21 protein-coding genes and 1 tRNA gene are annotated in these 17,963 nt (G+C 59.1%); 8 read left to right on the forward strand and 14 right to left on the reverse strand.

The genetic code is table 11. The features are described from left to right. Positions 1-103: 103 nt before the first annotated feature. From AC1RKJ_RS09945 to AC1RKJ_RS09960, 4 genes are all read right to left on the reverse strand, one after another. Entirely contained in the window at positions 104-826 is a 723-nt protein-coding gene (locus AC1RKJ_RS09945; protein WP_492792704.1) for an LrgB family protein, read from the reverse strand. Positions 827-834: 8 nt separating this feature from the next. Then, positions 835-1,221 (reverse strand): CidA/LrgA family protein, encoded by a 387-nt coding sequence (locus AC1RKJ_RS09950; RefSeq protein ID WP_492790890.1) that lies wholly within the window; start codon positions 1,219-1,221, stop codon positions 835-837. Between the two features lie 44 nt (positions 1,222-1,265). Further along, the gene (locus AC1RKJ_RS09955) at positions 1,266-2,060 is read right to left on the reverse strand and encodes an LssY C-terminal domain-containing protein (RefSeq protein WP_492790891.1); all 795 of its coding nucleotides are present in this window, start codon (positions 2,058-2,060) and stop codon (positions 1,266-1,268) included. A 70-nt stretch (positions 2,061-2,130) separates the two neighbouring features. Continuing rightward, complete coding sequence (locus tag AC1RKJ_RS09960; protein ID WP_492790892.1) at positions 2,131-2,637, reverse strand: hypothetical protein; 507 nt, start codon at positions 2,635-2,637, stop codon at positions 2,131-2,133. A 188-nt stretch (positions 2,638-2,825) separates the two neighbouring features. On the opposite strand from AC1RKJ_RS09960, the gene AC1RKJ_RS09965 reads away from it, so the two are divergent. Continuing rightward, positions 2,826-3,110, forward strand: a complete 285-nt coding sequence (locus AC1RKJ_RS09965; protein ID WP_492790893.1) for a PsiF family protein — start codon at positions 2,826-2,828, stop codon at positions 3,108-3,110. A gap of 194 nt (positions 3,111-3,304) precedes the next feature. Further along, positions 3,305-4,366: an AbrB family transcriptional regulator gene (locus AC1RKJ_RS09970; RefSeq protein ID WP_492790894.1), complete on the forward strand. Its 1,062-nt coding sequence runs from the start codon at positions 3,305-3,307 to the stop codon at positions 4,364-4,366. A 6-nt stretch (positions 4,367-4,372) separates the two neighbouring features. Here AC1RKJ_RS09970 and AC1RKJ_RS09975 read toward each other — a convergent pair whose 3' ends face one another. Next, the gene (locus tag AC1RKJ_RS09975) at positions 4,373-4,906 is read right to left on the reverse strand and encodes a disulfide bond formation protein B (protein ID WP_492790895.1); all 534 of its coding nucleotides are present in this window, start codon (positions 4,904-4,906) and stop codon (positions 4,373-4,375) included. Positions 4,907-5,051: 145 nt separating this feature from the next. On the opposite strand from AC1RKJ_RS09975, the gene AC1RKJ_RS09980 reads away from it, so the two are divergent. Together AC1RKJ_RS09980 and AC1RKJ_RS09985 are read left to right on the forward strand one after the other, a co-directional pair. Continuing rightward, positions 5,052-5,136: transfer RNA gene (locus AC1RKJ_RS09980), tRNA-Leu, on the forward strand. A gap of 211 nt (positions 5,137-5,347) precedes the next feature. After that, positions 5,348-6,718: a tyrosine-type recombinase/integrase gene (locus AC1RKJ_RS09985; RefSeq protein ID WP_006018774.1), complete on the forward strand. Its 1,371-nt coding sequence runs from the start codon at positions 5,348-5,350 to the stop codon at positions 6,716-6,718. 445 nt (positions 6,719-7,163) lie between these two features. Here the strand turns inward: AC1RKJ_RS09985 and AC1RKJ_RS09990 are convergent, their stop codons facing one another. Together AC1RKJ_RS09990 and AC1RKJ_RS09995 are read right to left on the reverse strand one after the other, a co-directional pair. Continuing rightward, positions 7,164-8,045, reverse strand: a complete 882-nt coding sequence (locus AC1RKJ_RS09990; protein WP_006018773.1) for an ImmA/IrrE family metallo-endopeptidase — start codon at positions 8,043-8,045, stop codon at positions 7,164-7,166. A 10-nt stretch (positions 8,046-8,055) separates the two neighbouring features. After that, positions 8,056-8,370 (reverse strand): helix-turn-helix domain-containing protein, encoded by a 315-nt coding sequence (locus tag AC1RKJ_RS09995; protein ID WP_013500416.1) that lies wholly within the window; start codon positions 8,368-8,370, stop codon positions 8,056-8,058. Positions 8,371-8,504: 134 nt separating this feature from the next. Here AC1RKJ_RS09995 and AC1RKJ_RS10000 point away from each other — a divergent pair, with 134 nt between their 5' ends. Genes AC1RKJ_RS10000 through AC1RKJ_RS10015 form a run of 4 tightly spaced genes read left to right on the forward strand, consistent with a single transcriptional unit; the run spans position 8,505 to position 11,424 of the window. Continuing rightward, on the forward strand, positions 8,505-8,729 hold the full coding sequence (locus tag AC1RKJ_RS10000; protein WP_006018771.1) for a DUF2188 domain-containing protein: 225 nt from the start codon (positions 8,505-8,507) through the stop codon (positions 8,727-8,729). A 5-nt stretch (positions 8,730-8,734) separates the two neighbouring features. Next, complete coding sequence (locus AC1RKJ_RS10005; RefSeq protein ID WP_006018770.1) at positions 8,735-9,751, forward strand: CBASS cGAMP-activated phospholipase; 1,017 nt, start codon at positions 8,735-8,737, stop codon at positions 9,749-9,751. Beyond that, positions 9,748-10,947, forward strand: a complete 1,200-nt coding sequence (locus tag AC1RKJ_RS10010) for a nucleotidyltransferase domain-containing protein (RefSeq protein WP_006018769.1) — start codon at positions 9,748-9,750, stop codon at positions 10,945-10,947. Before AC1RKJ_RS10005 ends, AC1RKJ_RS10010 begins: the two co-directional genes overlap by 4 nt. A gap of 45 nt (positions 10,948-10,992) precedes the next feature. Next, positions 10,993-11,424 (forward strand): type II CBASS E2 protein, encoded by a 432-nt coding sequence (locus AC1RKJ_RS10015; RefSeq protein ID WP_006018768.1) that lies wholly within the window; start codon positions 10,993-10,995, stop codon positions 11,422-11,424. A gap of 313 nt (positions 11,425-11,737) precedes the next feature. On the opposite strand, the gene AC1RKJ_RS10020 is transcribed toward AC1RKJ_RS10015, so the two are convergent. The 7 genes from AC1RKJ_RS10020 to AC1RKJ_RS10050 all read right to left on the reverse strand — a co-directional run bounded on the left by AC1RKJ_RS10020 (position 11,738) and on the right by AC1RKJ_RS10050 (position 17,962). Then, on the reverse strand, positions 11,738-11,806 hold the full coding sequence (locus AC1RKJ_RS10020) for a DUF2274 domain-containing protein (RefSeq protein ID WP_244438006.1): 69 nt from the start codon (positions 11,804-11,806) through the stop codon (positions 11,738-11,740). 76 nt (positions 11,807-11,882) lie between these two features. Beyond that, complete coding sequence (locus AC1RKJ_RS10025; RefSeq protein ID WP_006018767.1) at positions 11,883-13,064, reverse strand: NAD(P)/FAD-dependent oxidoreductase; 1,182 nt, start codon at positions 13,062-13,064, stop codon at positions 11,883-11,885. A 146-nt stretch (positions 13,065-13,210) separates the two neighbouring features. Then, positions 13,211-13,711, reverse strand: coding sequence for an aromatic-ring-hydroxylating dioxygenase subunit beta (locus AC1RKJ_RS10030; protein WP_006018766.1), 501 nt, complete (start codon positions 13,709-13,711; stop codon positions 13,211-13,213). Between the two features lie 9 nt (positions 13,712-13,720). Continuing rightward, positions 13,721-15,055 (reverse strand): aromatic ring-hydroxylating oxygenase subunit alpha, encoded by a 1,335-nt coding sequence (locus AC1RKJ_RS10035; RefSeq protein WP_237863165.1) that lies wholly within the window; start codon positions 15,053-15,055, stop codon positions 13,721-13,723. 184 nt (positions 15,056-15,239) lie between these two features. Then, the gene (locus AC1RKJ_RS10040; RefSeq protein ID WP_006018764.1) at positions 15,240-15,581 is read right to left on the reverse strand and encodes a non-heme iron oxygenase ferredoxin subunit; all 342 of its coding nucleotides are present in this window, start codon (positions 15,579-15,581) and stop codon (positions 15,240-15,242) included. 35 nt (positions 15,582-15,616) lie between these two features. Further along, the gene (locus tag AC1RKJ_RS10045; RefSeq protein ID WP_006018763.1) at positions 15,617-16,297 is read right to left on the reverse strand and encodes a glutathione S-transferase N-terminal domain-containing protein; all 681 of its coding nucleotides are present in this window, start codon (positions 16,295-16,297) and stop codon (positions 15,617-15,619) included. A gap of 12 nt (positions 16,298-16,309) precedes the next feature. Continuing rightward, the gene (locus tag AC1RKJ_RS10050) at positions 16,310-17,962 is read right to left on the reverse strand and encodes an FAD-binding oxidoreductase (RefSeq protein ID WP_006018762.1); all 1,653 of its coding nucleotides are present in this window, start codon (positions 17,960-17,962) and stop codon (positions 16,310-16,312) included. Position 17,963 lies beyond the last annotated feature (1 nt).

Below are 17,963 nucleotides of genomic sequence, written 5' to 3' on the forward strand. Positions count from 1 at the left end.
CATCCGGCAAAATGAATTTTCGTACTTTCGCTTGGAGTTGAACATTTCATCCACCACGACCGCCGCACGGAGAAACGACGTCCGATAACACGCAGTGAAATCCTCAACGCAACAGCAGCGTGGCCGCCAGCGGCACCAGCAATGACGTCACCAGCGCATTGAGTCCCATCGCGATGCCCGCAAACACGCCCGCGACTTCATCGACCTGAAACGCCCGCGCGGTGCCAATGCCGTGCGACGCAAGCCCCGCTGCGAAGCCCCGCGCGCGAAAATCGGTGATCCCGAGCCGGTTCATCGCGGGCGTCACCACGATGGCGCCCATGATGCCGGTCAGCACCGTTGCAATCACGGTGATGGCCGGATTGGCGCCCAGCGTCTCAGAGATGCCCATGGCGACGCCGGCCGTGACCGACTTCGGCGCGAGCGCCAAAACTATATCGCGCGGCAGACCGGCGGCTTCGGCGAACAGCACCACCGAAACGATCGCCGTCGCCGAGCCGACCAGCAACGCAGCCAGCATCGGCAGGATCGCGGCAGCGACGAGTTTGCGATTTTCATAAAGCGGCACCGCAAGCGCCACCGTCGCCGGGCCGAGCAGGAAATGCACGAACTGCGCGCCGCCGAAATACGTCGTGTAGCTGGTGCCGGTGAAATACAAAAACACACCGATGATCCAGATCGAATGCAGCACCGGATTCATCAGCGGATTGCGATGGGTCGCGAGCGACACCGCATCGGCCACCGCATAGACCGACAGCGTGACCGTCAGCCACAGCAACGGCGTCTGGGACAGATACACCCATAACGAGAATGGATTGGCGGTCATATTAGCCGTCATGGCGATTTGCGCGTCCGTTCCATCGCCCGGTTGATGATCAGGAAGGTTCCGGCAGTGACCAGCAGCGTCACGACCACCGAGGCCGCAAGAACCGCGGCAATCGCAACGCCACGCTGCGCAAGGAGGTCCAGGTTCTGAACGACGCCGACACCGGCCGGCACGAACAGCAGTGACAAATGCGCCAACATGCCTTTCGAGGTGCCCTCCACCGTGCCGTCACGCAGCGGCCCGCGCGCCAACACCGCGAAACGATCCCGCGCGATGAGCGCTACGAACAGAAGCGCCAGCCCGAGCACCGGTCCCGGCACAGGCACCCGCAAACTGCGGACGACCACTTCACCGATCAACTGGCAGATCAGGATGACACTCAGGCTCGCGATCATGGGATGCTCCGCAATAATGAGCGCTTCATATCACATGATGCGCGTCACTGCTGCGTGCGCTGATAAAGACCCGAAACAGCCTTCCAGATCGTATCCTTCAGTTCGGTGACCGCCGGGCCCTCAAGAACCAGCGGCGGTGCGACGCGCCGGACGCAATCCTCGACCAGCCGCAGTACCCACACCTCACCGTCCGTGTAATAGAGATCGCCCTCGCCGTTGCGGCCGCGCAAGGTGGGACCGATTCCCGCAACCTTGTAGCGGGCTTCGACCATTCCCGCGGCCTGCAAGCCTGCCTCGATCAACTGCCGCTCGGCGTCGATGTCAGGCGCTGTGTGATGGGTGACGGCGCCGGTGTAGCGGCTGAACCCGACGCTGCGATCGAACGTCGCCGCGCCAAGCCAGACCGGCCGCTTTTCCTCTCCATCTTTCAGAACCATCCACAAACGGATGTGATGCCGCTGGTCTGCGCTCTTGCCGACCGGCTTCTCGAAGGCGAAGTCTTCCGGGTGTCCGTCGTAGATCAGCGTGCTGACCGGCGCGTTCGGATAGGGCTGATCCAGCAGCACGCTGCCGGATATTTCGAGGGAGGACCGCCATGTGATGGGATCGGCGGCATACCAGCCCGCCGCGCGCATGGCGCATAGAATATCTTTTGCCGATCCGACCATGCCGACATTGATCGGATCGGCGGGAATGCCTTGCGGCGTCGCCGTCACCATGGTCATGCCGTCGAGCTTCTTCTGATGCTCGTAATGCCGCCAGAGCGACGGAAGAAGAAGATAGGCGATCGCGCCATACACGATGAGACCGGACGCAAGCACCATGAGCGTTCGCTTCATGGTGCGCGATACCCGCCGCGCCGGACCAGACGGACCGGCGCCCGGCTGGTTCATTGCGTTACGACCGAGATCAGCCTTTCAGCCGCTTGGTGCATTCGCTGTAATAGCCGCCGCCCTTTTGAATCCACTTCAGGCCACCGTTGGCATTCGCAGCCTTGTTAGCGTTGTACTGATCGACGCAGGTGTGCATGCGCGCCTTGCCCGCGGTCTCGCTCGAATATTTCGGCGCAACGGCGGTCGGGAACACGGCGGCTCCTGCGGCAGCGGGAGCGGCGGCAGGAGCAGCGGCCGCCTTCGGCGTTTCCTTTGGAGCGGCAGCCGCCTTTGGTGCTTCCTTGGCAGCAGCCTTTGGCGCCTCCTTGGGAGTTGCCGTTGTCGCTGCGGCCGGCGTCGCGTCGGCGCCGCACTGCGCCTTGCGGAAGTCATTCCACTTCTGGTCGCCGAGCGTCCCGGCGGTCTTCGCAGCCTGATACTTGGCGCTGCATTCCTGCGCGGTCAAAGCTTGCGCTGGCATCGTCGCAAGGGTGGCCGCGCCGGCCAGCAACACGGAGCAAAACAGATTGGCTCGGATTGTCATCGAACTCTCCTGAAAAAGGGCTTCGAAAGCATCACATCCTAGCTCAGGCCGGTTGCGGTTCAACGCGCTGCAGCCCCGGACAATCAAAAAATAATGAGCGACCACGTTTATCCCGCGCTGCGTCGTTCACCGCCGGTTCATCCTGACGGGCAAAGGCTCGTGCCCATCTGCAACGCGAGACCCCAGCCATGATCACTCTCTCCTCACGCGCCCTTGCCGTCGCTTTCGCCTCACTCATGCTGGCCGGTTCGGCCTTCGCCCAAACCGCTGCGCCCACCGCTCCGGCTGCGCCGGCCGCCAAGACGGCGCCCGCCGCCAAACCAGCACCCGCGGCCAAGACGGCCGCCCCCAAAGCCGAACGTACCGCGGCTTCGCTCGAATGCTCGAAGCAGGCCGATGCCAAGGGATTGCACGGCAAGGAGCGCAAGAAATTCCGCTCCGAGTGCAAGCGGGGCGCCAGCAAGCCCAACTGATCCAGCGAACCTGAAGAGGGGCCGGTCATGACCGGCTCTTCTTCCTTGCGTTGTTGATTGCATTGCATGGCGCACGCAGAATTGTCGTGCGACCCATGCTCACTGCGCATTTGCGGGTGATGTCCGGATTTGTGATAACGGACCTCGCGCATCACATCCCGCTGCATCACACTCGCCTTCGGAACCTGTCGCGAATGCTTCGCCACATCACAGCGCGCGACGTCCTGCATACGCTTGAAACACTTCTGATCGGTCTGGCGGGAGGGCTGTTGTTTCAATGGCTGCAACTTCCGGGAGGCCTGATCTCCGGCGCCATGATTGCCGTCGGCGCCGCCGCCATCGCGGGACAGCCGATGGGACTGCCGCCGCTGATGGCGCACGTCATCCTCATGACGCTCGGTCTATCGCTCGGCTCGATGGTTTCGCCGCAAATGCTGACGAACATGGCCGCCTATCCGGTCAGCATCGCCATTCTCGCCGCGTCCACCTTCTGCGCCACGCTCGGCAGCAGCTTCTATCTTCAGCACGTCCATCAATGGGACCGCACGTCGGCCCTGCTTGCGGGCAGCCCCGGCGCGCTGTCCCAGATCATCATGCTTGCCAACGAGCGGCGCGCCGATGTCGCCGGAATCGCGGTGGTGCAAACCATGCGCGTGATCATTCTGACGGCGGCGCTGCCGCTGATCCTCGCCGCGTCCGGACTGGCGCAGCATGCGGGCGGGCCGTTGCGTGCAGCCCCGGCAACACCGCTCGCGCTCACCGTCCTCATTGTGGTCTGCGTGGCGACGTCGGTGCTGCTAAGGGTCCTGAAATTTCCCGCAAGCTGGATGTTCGGCGCGATGCTGGGATCGAGCGTGCTGCACGGCACAGGCTCAATCGAGGGCGGATTGCCGGCCTGGGCCTATGCCGCGGCCTTGATTGGCATCGGCGCGCTGATCGGCACGCGTTTTGCGCGAATTTCACCACGCACCCTGCTGAGCTACATGACGGCCGCGATCGGATCGTTCACCGTGGCGATCGTCATCTCGGCGATCTTTGTCGTCCTCGCGATGCTGACGACGCACGCGCGGTTCGGCGACATCATTGTCGCGTTCGCACCGGGGGCGATGGACGCCATGCTGGCGCTGGCCCTCACATTGCATATCGATCCGATTTTTGTCGGCGCGCATCATCTGGCGCGTTTTGTGTTCGTGTCGCTCGCAACGCCGGGCATCGTCCACCTGTTCGGACGGCCGCAGGTCGACGCCGACGATTAGATTGCCCTATCGGACCGACTTACCGATGCCCCATGCGGCGAGCGCCGCCATGGCCAGCGAGATCAGCGCGTTGTAACCGGCCAACGACAACCCGAGAAAGCGCCACTGCACCTCGTCGCAGCGGATCACCTTCACCTTGTTGAGGCCATCCAGCAAATTGCCCGTGTTGCCGAAATCGACGATCGGCCCGCTGCAATCCGTCGGCCCCTGCCAGAAACCCCATTCCACACCGGCGTGATAGGCGCCGAGCCCGGCATTGGCGAGCAAAGCGAGCGCCAGTACCACAAGACCGGCGACCAGCAGGCGGCGCGAAACACCCTTTGAAGCGCCAAGCGCGATCAAGGCCGCGAGCGGAATGGCGAGGTAATAGGCGTAGCGCTGCTCGAGGCAGAGCGGGCAAGGCCGGATATCGAGCACAAGCTCAAAGAACCACGCGCCCGCGATGGTCGCGGCGGCAATGACGGCCACGCCCGCGCCCGCGGCGAACACCGCGTCCCGCGAACTCTCCGAGCCTTTTGTGACAATGGTGCCGCTCGCCACGTGATCTTCTCCGGTTCGGAACGGGTCCTAGCTTGCCCGCCGCCCGCTGTCGACATATGGCACGATCACAGGCGGTTGACCGCGCGCGCGCGCGGGCTATATTCCGCCCGCTTCGCGATCCCTGCCCTCGGGCAGCGGTCCGTTGGCCCCTGTGGCGGAATTGGTAGACGCGCTCGACTCAAAATCGAGTTCCGCAAGGAGTGCTGGTTCGATTCCGGCCAGGGGCACCAACCAGGCTGTTCAAGCCCGTTCCGAAACGTCCGCAACCGTCCGCACCGTGCTCGGAAAGCCTTGAAAAATAGGCACTTCCGCGTACGTTCTAGTTCGTCACCGTTTGTTCTCCTCCGATCCCAGCCGCCCGATTTGCTGGTATTTTTGCTGGTATCGGGAGAACAAACGTTCACGGCGACTTTCGCTTTGCCGAATGAAGGAATTGAGCCGATGGGCGGCAAGAACGACGGCGCGTGCGCCAATCCCAAGCAGATTAAGACCGACGTCGACTGCCGCGCCGCCCGACCGAAATTCGACAATGGCGCGTGGAGTCCCGCTAAGATTTCCGACGTGACCGGCGGCTGGCTCTATCTCTTCGTCACGCCGGACGTGAGCAGGCCCGGCAACGCTGCCTCCAAGCTCTGGCGGATGGACTACCGTTTCCACGGCCGCCAGAAAACCTACTCCATCGGCCCCTACGGCAACGGCAGGGATGGCACGTTCTCGCTCGCAGACGCGCGGCGCGAGCGCGACAAGGCCAAAGACCTGCTCAAGGAAGGCAAAGACCCGAGCATCGAGAAGCAGCTCGACAAGCACAAGCAGGCCGCCGCCCGGCCTTTCGCGCAATGGGCCGATGAGTGGCTCGCCAAGAAGAAGGTGGAGAAAGTCAAGCGCGGCAGGATCGTCGCAGTGCGCGACCCCAAGACCGTCGAGGTGCTCGAGCTGCGCGTCGGCTACGTCAAGGCTCGCTTCGGCAAGCTGTGCAGGCAGGACATCAAGCGTCCCGACGTGCTCGCTTTCATGCGTTCATATGAAGCAGAGGGAAGGCTGGAAACCCGGGACCGAGTGCGCAGCATCGGCGAGCAGATCTGCGACTATGCCGACGTCGAAGGCGACGGCTACAATCCATTCCGCAACCTGAATGGACAGATGATTGCCAACATTTCGACGCCGCGTCCCGGTGTCACCGAACCACGCGACGTCACGCGCGTCTTCAAACTTATCAGCGCACCGTGGACGAGAGCGAGATTTGGTGACGTCGTTGGCCTTGCCTTGCGCTTCAATGCGCTGACCATTCCCCGCCCCGGCATGGTCAATGAAATGGAATGGGGCGAGGTCGATTGGGATGCCAAACGCTGGACTGTTCCAGCTCCCAAGATGAAGACCGGTTGGGACCATGTTGTGCCCTTGTCACGACAGGCACTCGCGATCCTGCGTAGCGTCCAGAAGCTGACCGGCCATCGCCGGTACGCGTTTTCCTGCTCGAAGGACGCGCCGCTATCAAACAATACGCTCAACAAGCGCTTGCGGCTGCTTGGCATTGATACCAAGACTGATCATTGTGCCCACGGATTCCGGACCACGTTCTCGACTCTATCTCACCACGAAGAGATCAAGGACGCCAAGGCATGGGATGGCGATGTCGTCGAGCTGCAGCTCGCACATCTCGATAACTCTACTGTGGAAGGTCTCTACAAGAAGCACGGACCCCTCGCGCTGATCGGCTCGCGCACGAAGCTGATGCAGCATTGGGCTGATCGGATCGACCACTGGCTCGATCCCAAGAAGGTGATGCCGATCAAGGGAGGCGCGCAGGCTTGAGTCGCCTATCATCAGGCCTGTTAAGTTGCCCAATTCAACCCGTCGCAAAGCTCATGTGATAATCGTCGACGCTTGTGCATCTCGTGCTGGAAGGATCGATTTCGCATCCGTTGCATCGCGTTGCGCTTGTCCGCCTGAGATAACCGCAACAGCCGTTGTCGCCTAGATCCAATGCTTTGCCGTGGCTTCGAACGGCCGGATACAATGGAGAAGCAGTGCGACGGAGAGAGTGTCAGTCAGCCCCCGCTGAAAGATAAAGCATTTTCGACCTTCCTGGACTACGGCCACGTCCGAAATATCATCTCCGGCAGCCGAAATTACCGGAAGGGTCATAATACTGTTTCGAAGAGGGGATGGTTGCGGGGGGTGCAACACCCGTATTAGTTCGAGGGCAATCCCACGGCCCGCAGCATGGCCCTGCTAATCGGCCCAATGTCGGATGTGGCTACCGGCCATAAGCGAAGCGGGGTGTCCAGCTTCGCTCCAATTCAGCATCCTCATCCTCCTCATCGAGAGGGGCTTCGGGCAGCCCCTCGCTGGTCAACACGGTCAAGGTGTAGCCGTATTTGCCAAGGCCGATGATCTCTTCATCAAGAGTGATCCGACCCGGGCCGTCGAACCATGTCGCCAAGTCGGTTTCACCAACGGCGCGTTCGGCGCGAAGGACATTCGCCGCATCCGCGTTGAACCTCTGCGTCGCTCCGTCGGGCAAAGGAGCGCCTTTTCGCAAGAACGCTAGCTTGCCGAGATTCTTGAAAGACTCCGAGGTAAACGCATATGCGATCTCGTTGCCCTTGCTGACGATGATCGCCATCGGATAGCTGCCGCACTCCGCGGCCCGAATCGCGGCAGCCGTGATCGAACAATGGGCCTTCTCAGCCAGCTTGAGAATGCCGTCGAGGCCGATCTGATAATTGGAGAGCAGGTTGCGTGTGAGATTGGACGGCAAGAGAAGGCCGCTGGCGAAGTGGTCAGCCTCCAGCTCGATCGACGTATTCTGTGTAAAATTGGCGCGGGACATGTGCGCGCCGCCGGCCTTGATAATCTCCTCGGGATGGCCCGGCAGGAACCAATGCCCCAGCTCATGGCCAATGGAGAAATTCTCGAAGCCTTCGTTGCCGTGCTCGGTGGAGTAGATGATGGTGGCCGAATCACCGGCGAAGATGATCGCGCCGGACACGCCCGTCACTTCGGCTGGTTTCGCCTGGATGACAATATCCCTGGCCTTGGCGATCTCTCGAGGTCTAACTGGAAACTGATTGAAGCCAAATTCCTCAGCGACCTTTTCGCCGTGCTGGGTTGCCATCTTCAACCGAAAGCCCGCCATGTTTCGCCCCCTATTTCTTGTCCTTAATCATTGTGTCGATGATGTTCTGAATAAAAAGTCGATCTTTTGCGCTCAGCTTGTCTTCGTCGCGAAAGGCGGTCGTCGCGGCTTGCGCCCCGAGTAGGTAGTCGGCCGAGACCTTCAGCGCCTTCGCGAGCGCTCGCACGTTGTCGAACGACGGCTTGCGGCGCCCAGCCTCAAAATGGGCGATGGCCGAAGGTTGCATGCCGGCTTCCCTGGCCAGTTCGGATTGGCTTAGCTCCCGCGTTTCGCGCGTTTTGCGCAGGCGAGAGGCGAAGTCTTTTGGTGCGCTTGACTCGGCCATGACAGATCGTATAGAGTTCCATGTCTAGATCGTCGACAGCCCCGCGGGGCTATTTCTTCGGCTCAGGCTATGACAGAGCGTATAGCTACTTATTACGATTTGCGAATCAGGTCAAGGAATCAGGAGTTGTGAGCATGGCAGGCAAGAATCAGCATGTCGTTCCGCACGGTGACGAATGGGCCGTGCGTGGCGAAAGGAATGAGAGGGCAACCTCGATCCATCCGACCCAGGGAGATGCCGAACGGGCTGCACGGGAGATCGCGATCAACCAGCAGAGCGAAGTCGTCATTCATCGGCCGGACGGTCGGATTCGCGACAAGAATTCCTACGGGCACGATCCCTATCCTCCGAAGGGCTAAGCGACATGACGCAGGTTGCAGTTCCTTCAGATAAACCGCCGATTCGTCGAATTCTCTCGATTGACGGCGGCGGCATCATGGGAACGCAGCCGGCGTCCTTTCTTACGTCTCTGGAAGAGGATCTCGACCGGCCCATCGGAGAGTATTTCGATCTGATCGCAGGAACGTCCACGGGCGGCATTCTGGCGATCGGATTGGCGATGGGTCTTCCCGCGCGTGATCTCCTTGACCTCTATGTCCGTCGCGGCCCACACATTTTTGGACAGTCGGGCGGCGCTCTGGCGAGCTTCGCCGGCGACGCGTGGCGTCGCCTCAAGCACATCGTCACCCCGAAGCATGACGCTGATCTGCTGCGGAGCGAACTCTCTACAGTTCTCGGCAGCAGGCGCATTGGGGATGCGAGAACGCGACTGGTGATTCCCGCATGGGATGCCGACCATCGCGGTGTCTATATTTTCAAGACAGCGCATCATCCCCGCCTCAAGACCGATTACAAGCGCCTCGCCGTCGATGCCGCGATGGCGACGGCCGCCGCGCCCACCTACTACAAGCGCCACCGGACCGCCGAGGATGTCGGTCTGCTCGACGGCGGCGTATGGGCCAACAACCCGATCGCGTTGGCGGTGGTCGAGGCCGTCACTTTGCTCGACTGGCCGGCCAGCAGTCTGCGAGTGCTGAGCCTGGGCTGCGTCAACGAGGTCTACATGATCGGCGAGGCGCCTGGTTGGGGCGGTCTCGCAAAGGATGTGACCCGCCTGTTCATGGACGGCCAGTCGCATGGCGCGCTTGGTATGGCGAAGTTGCTTACCGGCCATCAATACGAACGTGAGGCGATTTTCCGGTGCTGCCCGGATGTGCCGAAGGATTTCTTCAATCTCGATGACACGCGCAAGATCGCGCAACTCAAAGGCATGGGCGCCTCATCAGCTCGTAAGGAGCGTCCTCGCATTGAACCCGTTTTTCTGACGGAAACTGCCGAATCGTTCAAACCTATCTACACCGTGAAAGGAATTGAGCCATGAATCAGATGTTCACGGCGCCTCCCCAGACGCATCTGCTTTTGCGCAAAGCCGAGGTTTACTCGCTCCTCGATCAGATTTGCCAAGCGCTGGAGTTGACCGCTGCTCAGCTTGAGGCTGCGCGGACGAGCTACGAGGCTGTCGCGGAATGGCTCTCCGGGTCGGACAACCCTCTTCTGAAGTGGATCGATATTTATGCTCACGGCTCGACCGGCCTCGGCACGACGGTCAAACCGATCGGGCGCGAAGATTTCGACGTCGATCTCATCTGCAAGGTGCTGCGCTTTACCGCTGACCGGCCACCGGCAGAGTTGAAACGCATTGTCGGCGATCGCCTGAAGGAGAACGCGCGCTACGCTGCCATGCTCGAAGAGAAGAAGCGCTGCTGGCGCTTGAACTACGCACGCGAATATCATCTCGACATCTCGCCGACGATCAACAATGCCAAATGCGCCAACGGCGGCGAATTGGTTCCCGACAAGAAGCTGCGGGAATTCAAACCGACGAATCCGAAAGGCTACAAGGCGCTCTTTGAACGCAGGGCAGCCCTAATCCCCACCTTGCGGATGCAAAAGGCTCTCGCTGCCGAGGACCGTGCGGCCGTCGAGCCCTTCCCTGTGCATGGCACCGCCAAAGGCATCCTGCGGCGGACGGTGCAGATCCTCAAGCGGCATCGTGATGTGCATTTCCTGGAAGTCGTCGAGGAGATCGCACCGATCTCCATCATCATCACCACGCTCGCGGCACAGTCGTATGAGTATTGCGTCAAGAGCTTTGTTTTCGATTCCGAACTTGACGTTCTGATCGCGACCATTCGGTTGATGCCACACTTCATCGATAAGCCGGTCGTCAATGGTCGGCGGATCTATGTGGTGGCCAACGAAACCACGGTCGGCGAGAACTTCGCCGAGCGCTGGAATACTGAGCCGGCTCGCGCCGCCGCCTTCTACGAGTGGCATGCGAAGGCACTGGCGGACTTCGAGGCCCTTCCGGATTTGCAGGGCATCGACGTTATCGGCAAGAGCTTGGAAGGAAGCCTCGGGAGTTCGGTCGTTCGCAAAGTTATCGATGCTCGCACCGACAGCATTTCGCAGGCACGCACGGCCAAGAAGCTCTACGTCGCGCCGACGGTCGGGCTCACGCTGTCCAGCGCGGCCAATGCGACGCCGGTTCGCTCCAACACGTTCTTCGGTGACTAGGTGTTTTCGCGTGACCGCCCAGACCTGACGCCCGCGCAGCAGTTTATGTTTCTGCGCGCCAATCCCATCTGTACGGGGACAGGCCGGCTGCACGCGACTGGCTTTATTTGGGATTATCGTGACAGGCCGACGCCCCTTAGCCGTGAATACTCCATGCGCATTACATTTCAGCGGGGCGAAACACCAAGCGTCTTCGTCACGGACCCCGAGCTTTCGGCTTTGGCGGGTGAGCGGCCCCTGCCGCACGTCTATCATGATCCCCTGCGCCTGTGCCTCACGTTGCCAGGAACGCGCGAGTGGACCGGCACGATGCGGATCGATCAGACATTCGTACCCTGGGCCACAACGTGGCTTTACTATTTCGAGGACTGGCTGATCTCCGACGACTGGAAGGGCGGCGGCAAGCACCCCGATCCGACGGATAACGAGCGTTATGGTCGACGGGTGCGTCGCGCGACGCGGCAACCGAGGATCTGACGGCTATATTACAATACATGCGGCGTCCCCTTCTGCTTTGATGCTATCTACCTTAACTGACAACTTCCTCTCGCCTTCCGGCCCCTTATCCGCCGCCATGACGCACTTGAACATCGGCGGGACCAGCTTAGCCGGATCGGGAAGGCGCGGCTGCGAACGCGGTCCCGGCTAGAGCTTCGGAATAGGCAACGAAAACTGCGCATGGCGCGGGCCCAAACCGGCTTTACTATTCGGCCTATTGGAGAGCCGACAATGGGAACCCCGCTCTGACTCTTTCCTGAGGATGCTCTCCGAGGGCTACCCTTCGGCTCGCTTAGCGAAATGACGCACTCGGCGAGCCTTCAAAAAAGCTTCTGTCCGTCGCCATGAACCGCGCCAACATAGGCGCAATGAGTTTGGTCGAAGCCAAGCATATCGCTCGGTATCTCGGTTCTCATGATGAACACGTAATAGGAGCGCTATCTGGCGGCTCTATTGAGCAGTTTCTCTGGAATGATTCCGTCATGAAGCAAGGCACGCTTTAGCATCGAAATATCACGGCCGTTGTTCACCGCGATTGCGCCGGCAATTTTATCGTGACTATCGAGGAAGATTGCCGTCCAATTGTTCGTTTCAGGATCGTCCAGCACGACACTGCGGTCAGCATTTTGCAGCACTCCTAACGACTGAATGTTGTGTCCAAACTGGTCCGACCATAGCCACGGCGGCTCCGCATAATGCGAGTCAATCCCTGCCATGGATTTCGCCGCGACCAGCGATTGGCCCGAGGCCACCTTCCAGGACTCAAGTCGCTGACGAAACGCGCCGCCTAAGACGGGGTGTGACGTCACCTCTCCCGCAGCGAAGATCGCCGGATCAGATGTCTGGCAGCGATCATCCACGACAATACCATCATCGACGTCCAGCCCCGCGTCCGATGCAAGTTGGGTGTTGGGTTGAACCCCGATCCCGACAACGACTGCGTCGACATCTGCGAATGCATTCCAGCGCAATCGCAACGAACCATCATCCTGATGATGAATTGAATCGATCTTTGAGCCAAATTCGAACTGGACTCCGTTCAGGCGATGCAATTTCTCAGCCCAACGGCTCAGGATAGCAGGCATGCCGCGAGATAGTATCCGATCCGTCATCTCAAACAGAAAAACCTCGCAGGCCATCGCTCGAGCGGCGGCAGCAACCTCTAACCCAATGAACCCGCCGCCGATCACAGCAATTCGACGCGATTCCCGAAGCACGGATTTCAAGCGAACCGCGTCTTCAAGCGTTCGCAGATAGAGAATTTTCGAGCTTTGCCCGACGCTATCCGGCAATTTTCTCGCCCGCGATCCGGTCGCGAGGAGTAGCCGATCGTAAGCATAAGCATTTCCGCAAGCGGTTAGAATTTCGGAGCGGTTTCGATCGATCTGCGTCGCGGTTTGTCCGGGATGATACGAAATACCGTTCTCATGATAGGTCTCCGCGTTTGCCAGATAGCGCGGTGCGCCCTCGCCAAGGACTTCTTTGGACAGCGGCGGGCGATCATACGGCAGGCCGAGTTCGTCTCCGAGAATATCGATCTTGGCTTGTGGCGCCAACTCGCGAAGATGCACGGCGGCTGTGTGCCCCGCGAGGCCTGCTCCGACAATCACAAAACGCATTTTAGCGCTCCCTGTAGGGGAAGGGCACATTCGGCGCGCCCGTCCTCCTTATCCGCCGTTGACAGGCGCCGAGCACTCTCACATTCAATACCTTCAGCCGAAGGCTAGTTGGCAGATTCTGCTGATATTCATCTGCGACGCACTTGCTAGACGCTGTAGAAATCGAGCGCAGTGGCCATTTGATCGTTCGTAAGGGAAATCTTTTTGAATCCGATCAGCCAAGCCTCTCCAAGACGGCGCAGCCGAAATTCAAGGCGTCCGAAGTTGGTATGGCTTTTACAAGCGCGCGGATCGTACGTATGAACCGTGAAGCAGGCATTTCCCTCGATCGAATCCGTCGAGGCCGCATCGACCATGATGTTCGTATAGGAATGAACCGTGCGCGGAAGCGGCATCGCCGTGATGGACTTTCGCGACTGTATCCTGTCAATTCGGTCACTCAGCCCATATGAGTTCTCATGATATATCATTGAAAGCTCGCGGTTCGGATTGGACGTCGTCTCGTACTCGTCCTTCCAGGCCGGCACCCAGAAAATCGCATCGTCAGCGTAGAGCTTGACCCAATCGCGGAATTTCTTCTGATCCAGAAGTCTTGCCTCCGTGAAGAGAACGCGAGTAGCAATCTTCAGGTAATCATCCTCTGACATGTCGCTAACCTAGCCTTCCGAGGGATCACGAGTCATAAGGCGCAGCCATTCCCGGTAACCGGAATGAAAGCATGTCTCATCGCCGAACAGGGGCGCTCCATAGGTCCACCGATCAGGTGAAACCTGCAATTCGGAAGAGTAGTTGAGTGCCTCGCCGGACTTCGGCCTCAAGCCTCGCGCATACCCCTGCGTAGGACCAGCGAAACGAGCTCCGTAGCCGGTCTGGCAAAGCTCGTACATGACGTTGTCGTCGGACGTCGCAAGACCGCTCGGATTGAAGAAATCCTCATACAGACGGATGCGAACGCGGCGCGCCTCGTCACTTTCACCAACTGGGGCAAGACAGTGAGACGTAATCTCCGTCTTGTCCGGAGCCAATGGCCGCCACGTCCGCAACTGCAGCGTGCCGATATCAACGATCTGCAGGTTAGGATAAATCGTGAGATTGCGCTGACGAAACATCCACTTGAGCTTGTCTTCCCGAGTCTGCCCCTGAACCGTCGACAGAAGTTTGCCATCCTGATTGAGAGGGCGGAGCTTATAAACCCTTGACGCATGAATGGACCACATCATCGCGTGCCCCCTCGCCAGGCTGAAGCTTCCTTGCGCGTCGGGGTCGGTCTCTGTCGGATTCCACGGCTTTACTTCTAGCGGTCCTCTCCGCACTTCACGCTTCTTGAGAACGTCGATATACGAACTGTGCGTTGAAGCGAAGTGGTAATAATCAAGCCCGTTCTCGAACTGAAGCTTCCAATTGGCGTCGAACGTGTAGCTTACGTTTCCGTCAACGAACTCCAGCCCTTCGATGCCCTGATCGACAACGAGATCGATAAACGCGCGCGCGTCACCAAGATGCTCCTCTAGCGTCGGCACGTCGGGCGACACGCTTGCAAACAGAAGCCCTCGATAGCTTGCAATCTTGGGAACAGGCTTGAGGCCATGATCATCCGCAAGAAAGGACGGCGGATACTGGCCATCCTTCTCATCGGTCATCGAAACATTCTTGCCGGCACTATCGTACGACCACCCATGATAGCGACAAACATGGAATTTCTGATTGCCCTTCTTAAAGGGGCAAACGATCGCCCCGCGGTGGCGACAGGTGTTAAAGAAGCATCGAATTTCTCCAGTCCCGTCCTTTGTAATCAGGACGGGGTGGCGCCCGATGTACGTCGTCACGAAGTCATTCGGCTTGCGTAACTGACTTTCCAGCCCGACGAAAACCCAAGTCCCCTCGAAAACGTGAGTAAGTTCGCGCTCAAAAATATCCTGGTCGGTGAACACCGTCCGATCTACCCGAAATATTCCGTCATCGGGTCGATCGTCCAGCAGCTTCGAAACCATTTCGGGTGTGATTGGCCCACCTCTGACACCACCGTCGCTCGGCCTCACAGGGCTGGGTACTTCCGACCTGAAGCTGGTCAATTCGACCTCCTCTATTTTTCTTGTAGCAAAGCGGAGCGGCTATTTCGGACGAGATGGGGGCGTCACACAAAATGGCGACATCGTCGCCCCCCTTGCCGTTAAGTTAGGTTGACGCGTCGGGATTAGACGGTGCCGAGGTGACATCGATTTCCACAGCATCACCGGCGACACGAACAGGATAGGTTGCCAGGGCCGTTTCTGCTGGTGAGGTCAACGCCGCGCCCGTTCGAACATCGAAGCGGGCGCCATGAAGCGGGCACTCGATCTCGTAACCATCGAGCCAACCGTCGGACAGAAGTGCATAGGCATGAGTACAAACGTCAGACGTGGCAAAATACTCTTCGCCGCAGCGGTAGAGCGCAACTTTGCATCCGTTGATATTGAGCTGCTGAATGCTGTCATCCGACACATCTTTCGTAAGAGCGGCTTTTACCCAGTTAGTCATTCGAGTCGACGCTCGCTTTTGGATTGTTGCGAACTTCAGTTCTTTCCGAACATATTCTTCCAGGCCTCGGTGCCCGGCTTCGCTTCCCATTGTTTGCTGTCGGACAACGTATTTATGCCCGCCCTAACCCCCGGACGGTCTTTGATCGCCTGGTACCATCGATCAATGTTCGGGTACTCCGACAAGTCACGTCGATGCAGCTTTCGCGTGCGAACCCAAGGGAATGTGCTGATGTCAGCGATGGAATACTCGCCGGCGAGATATTCAAATTCGCCAAGGCGCTTCTCGAGAATGTTGTATATTCGACCAACTTCCCGATCATAACGTTCGATCGCGTAATCGATCTTCTCAGTCGCATACACCATGAAGTGGTGCGCTTGGCCCAGCATTGGACCCATCGTCGTATTCTGAAATACAAGCCACTTTAGCGTATCGTAGCGCTTTTCAGGATCCTGAGAGAGAAATCTACCGGACTTTTCCGCGAGATAGATAAGAACGACCGCGGATTCAAAAACTGCATATGGCTTGTTGTGCGGGCCATCGTGATCCACGATGGCCGGCACTTTGTTATTTGGATTGATCTTCAGAAATTCCGGATGAAACTGCTCACCTGCCGTTATATCAACCGGAACTACACGATACTCCAAGTCCAACTCTGCCAGCATTATGGCTGCTTTATACCCGTTCGGGGTTGGCCAGAAGTATAGATCAATCATCGCAGAGGACTCCTATCCGACGATCTTGAGCCCTGCTGGCTTGTCAACGATCAGCCCAGGGTTCAACATCCACTTCGGGTCCAGTTCGGTCTTGGCGGCTGCCAGCACACGGCGGAACAACGGATCGACTTCCTTGTCGTACCAAGGACGGAACGATTTTCCGACAGCATGGTGGTGCGTGATGGTTGCGCCGAGTTCGATTAGCGCGTCCGACGCAACGTCGTGGAGCATCTTATAGGCTTCAAGGCTGTTGGCGTGCGTCGAAGGAGCCATGATCGAATAGTAAGGAGCCGGGCCGTCCGGATACAGGAAGGAGAACCTGCGGCAGACGATGCCGCCGCCAAGATTTTCCTTCTGGGCCTTCCGGATGCGACGCATGATCTCGGTATCGACTTCTTCGAACCGATCCCAAGTGTAGGCAGTTTCGAACGTGAAGCTGACGATTCCCATCGCTGCGCGCGTATGCATCAACCGGGGCAGATATCTGAACTGGTGCCGCCAGTTACCCTGCGGCCCGCTACGGCTGGTCTCCAGCGCGTTGTCCGCAGTTCCCGCCTGTTGCTTCACGACGCCACCGAAGTCCTTGCAGATTTCGAGACTACGCTCCAGCCACGCGTCCACCGGATGGTCGGCGGATTCGAAGCCCAGCAACAGGACCGAATCGGTGCCGTCTCCAGCGCCGTAGAATTTGGCGTCCTGCTCGTCCAGATAGCGACAGTTCGCCGGGAACAGTCCTGCTTGGGTGATCTGACGGACGGCCTTGGCACCCTGATAGAACGTCTTGAAGGAGATCGACGCATTCGCACGGAATTTCACACGCCCCTGTAGACGCATCCATGCATCGGTGATGATGCCCAGCGAGCCCTCAGACCCGATGAACAGCCGATCCGGATTGGGTCCCGCACCCGAGCCTGGCAGGCGGCGGTTCTGGATCGTTCCCGCCGGGGTGACCACGCGCAGGCTTTCCACCATGTCGTCAATATGCGTGAGATGGGTCGCATAGTGACCGGACGAGCGGGTTGCGATCCAACCGCCCAGCGATGAGAATTCCCACGATTGCGGAATATGGCGCAAGGTGAGGCCATGCGGCTTCAGTTGTTCTTCCAGAGCCGGACCGAGAATGCCCGCCTGGATCCGCGCGCAGCGCGACACGGGGTCGACTTCGAGAATCTTGTTGAGGTTGCCCAAGTCGATTACGACGACCCCGGGAAAGGCGTCGCGCTCGGGACCCCAGAAGCCGCCGGTGACGCTCGATCCGCCGCCATACGGGATGCATGCATAACTATTTTCCCCGCACCAGTCGAAGATGGCAGCGATGTCTTCTTCGTCGCGCGGATAGGCCACGACGTCCGGAGCCTTCTTGAAATCGCGCCGGTAGATAAGGGTCATGTCCTTGAAACCCTTACCGTACGTATGAACAATTCTGTCCCATTTTTCCGAGGTACAGAAATCCTCCAGCGTTCGCGGGATCTTTATGCGCGACGCATAAAGTTCAATCTCGTCCAGAGTCGGGTCTGACAGAATTTCGATGTCTTTAATTCCAAGCCGCTGCTCCACGCGGTCTCGCATGGTTCGGATTTCGTCCTTGGAATTAGCTTCACCTTCATATCCCCACGACCAGAACTTCCTTCGCTGGCCGTAGTAGCCACTCTTTTCCTTCGCCACA

Source organism: Afipia sp. GW822-FHT04G07 (assembly GCF_058800765.1).

Excerpts from the sequence above, each read along its gene's own strand:
- AC1RKJ_RS10045 (WP_006018763.1), bottom strand. The coding sequence starts at position 16,297 with ATGATTGATCTATACTTCTGGCCAACCCCGAACGGGTATAAAGCAGCC.
- AC1RKJ_RS09990 (WP_006018773.1), bottom strand. The coding sequence starts at position 8,045 with ATGGCGGGCTTTCGGTTGAAGATGGCAACCCAGCACGGCGAAAAGGTC.
- AC1RKJ_RS09960 (WP_492790892.1), bottom strand. The coding sequence starts at position 2,637 with ATGACAATCCGAGCCAATCTGTTTTGCTCCGTGTTGCTGGCCGGCGCG.
- AC1RKJ_RS09955 (WP_492790891.1), bottom strand. The coding sequence starts at position 2,060 with ATGAAGCGAACGCTCATGGTGCTTGCGTCCGGTCTCATCGTGTATGGC.
- AC1RKJ_RS10030 (WP_006018766.1), bottom strand. The coding sequence starts at position 13,711 with ATGTCAGAGGATGATTACCTGAAGATTGCTACTCGCGTTCTCTTCACG.
- AC1RKJ_RS10010 (WP_006018769.1), top strand. The coding sequence starts at position 9,748 with ATGAATCAGATGTTCACGGCGCCTCCCCAGACGCATCTGCTTTTGCGC.
- AC1RKJ_RS09950 (WP_492790890.1), bottom strand. The coding sequence starts at position 1,221 with ATGATCGCGAGCCTGAGTGTCATCCTGATCTGCCAGTTGATCGGTGAA.
- AC1RKJ_RS10015 (WP_006018768.1), top strand. The coding sequence starts at position 10,993 with ATGTTTCTGCGCGCCAATCCCATCTGTACGGGGACAGGCCGGCTGCAC.
- AC1RKJ_RS10040 (WP_006018764.1), bottom strand. The coding sequence starts at position 15,581 with ATGACTAACTGGGTAAAAGCCGCTCTTACGAAAGATGTGTCGGATGAC.
- AC1RKJ_RS09945 (WP_492792704.1), bottom strand. The coding sequence starts at position 826 with ATGACCGCCAATCCATTCTCGTTATGGGTGTATCTGTCCCAGACGCCG.
- AC1RKJ_RS09985 (WP_006018774.1), top strand. The coding sequence starts at position 5,348 with ATGGGCGGCAAGAACGACGGCGCGTGCGCCAATCCCAAGCAGATTAAG.
- AC1RKJ_RS09970 (WP_492790894.1), top strand. The coding sequence starts at position 3,305 with ATGCTTCGCCACATCACAGCGCGCGACGTCCTGCATACGCTTGAAACA.
- AC1RKJ_RS10005 (WP_006018770.1), top strand. The coding sequence starts at position 8,735 with ATGACGCAGGTTGCAGTTCCTTCAGATAAACCGCCGATTCGTCGAATT.
- AC1RKJ_RS10000 (WP_006018771.1), top strand. The coding sequence starts at position 8,505 with ATGGCAGGCAAGAATCAGCATGTCGTTCCGCACGGTGACGAATGGGCC.
- AC1RKJ_RS09965 (WP_492790893.1), top strand. The coding sequence starts at position 2,826 with ATGATCACTCTCTCCTCACGCGCCCTTGCCGTCGCTTTCGCCTCACTC.
- AC1RKJ_RS10035 (WP_237863165.1), bottom strand. The coding sequence starts at position 15,055 with ATGGTTTCGAAGCTGCTGGACGATCGACCCGATGACGGAATATTTCGG.
- AC1RKJ_RS10025 (WP_006018767.1), bottom strand. The coding sequence starts at position 13,064 with ATGCGTTTTGTGATTGTCGGAGCAGGCCTCGCGGGGCACACAGCCGCC.
- AC1RKJ_RS09995 (WP_013500416.1), bottom strand. The coding sequence starts at position 8,370 with ATGGCCGAGTCAAGCGCACCAAAAGACTTCGCCTCTCGCCTGCGCAAA.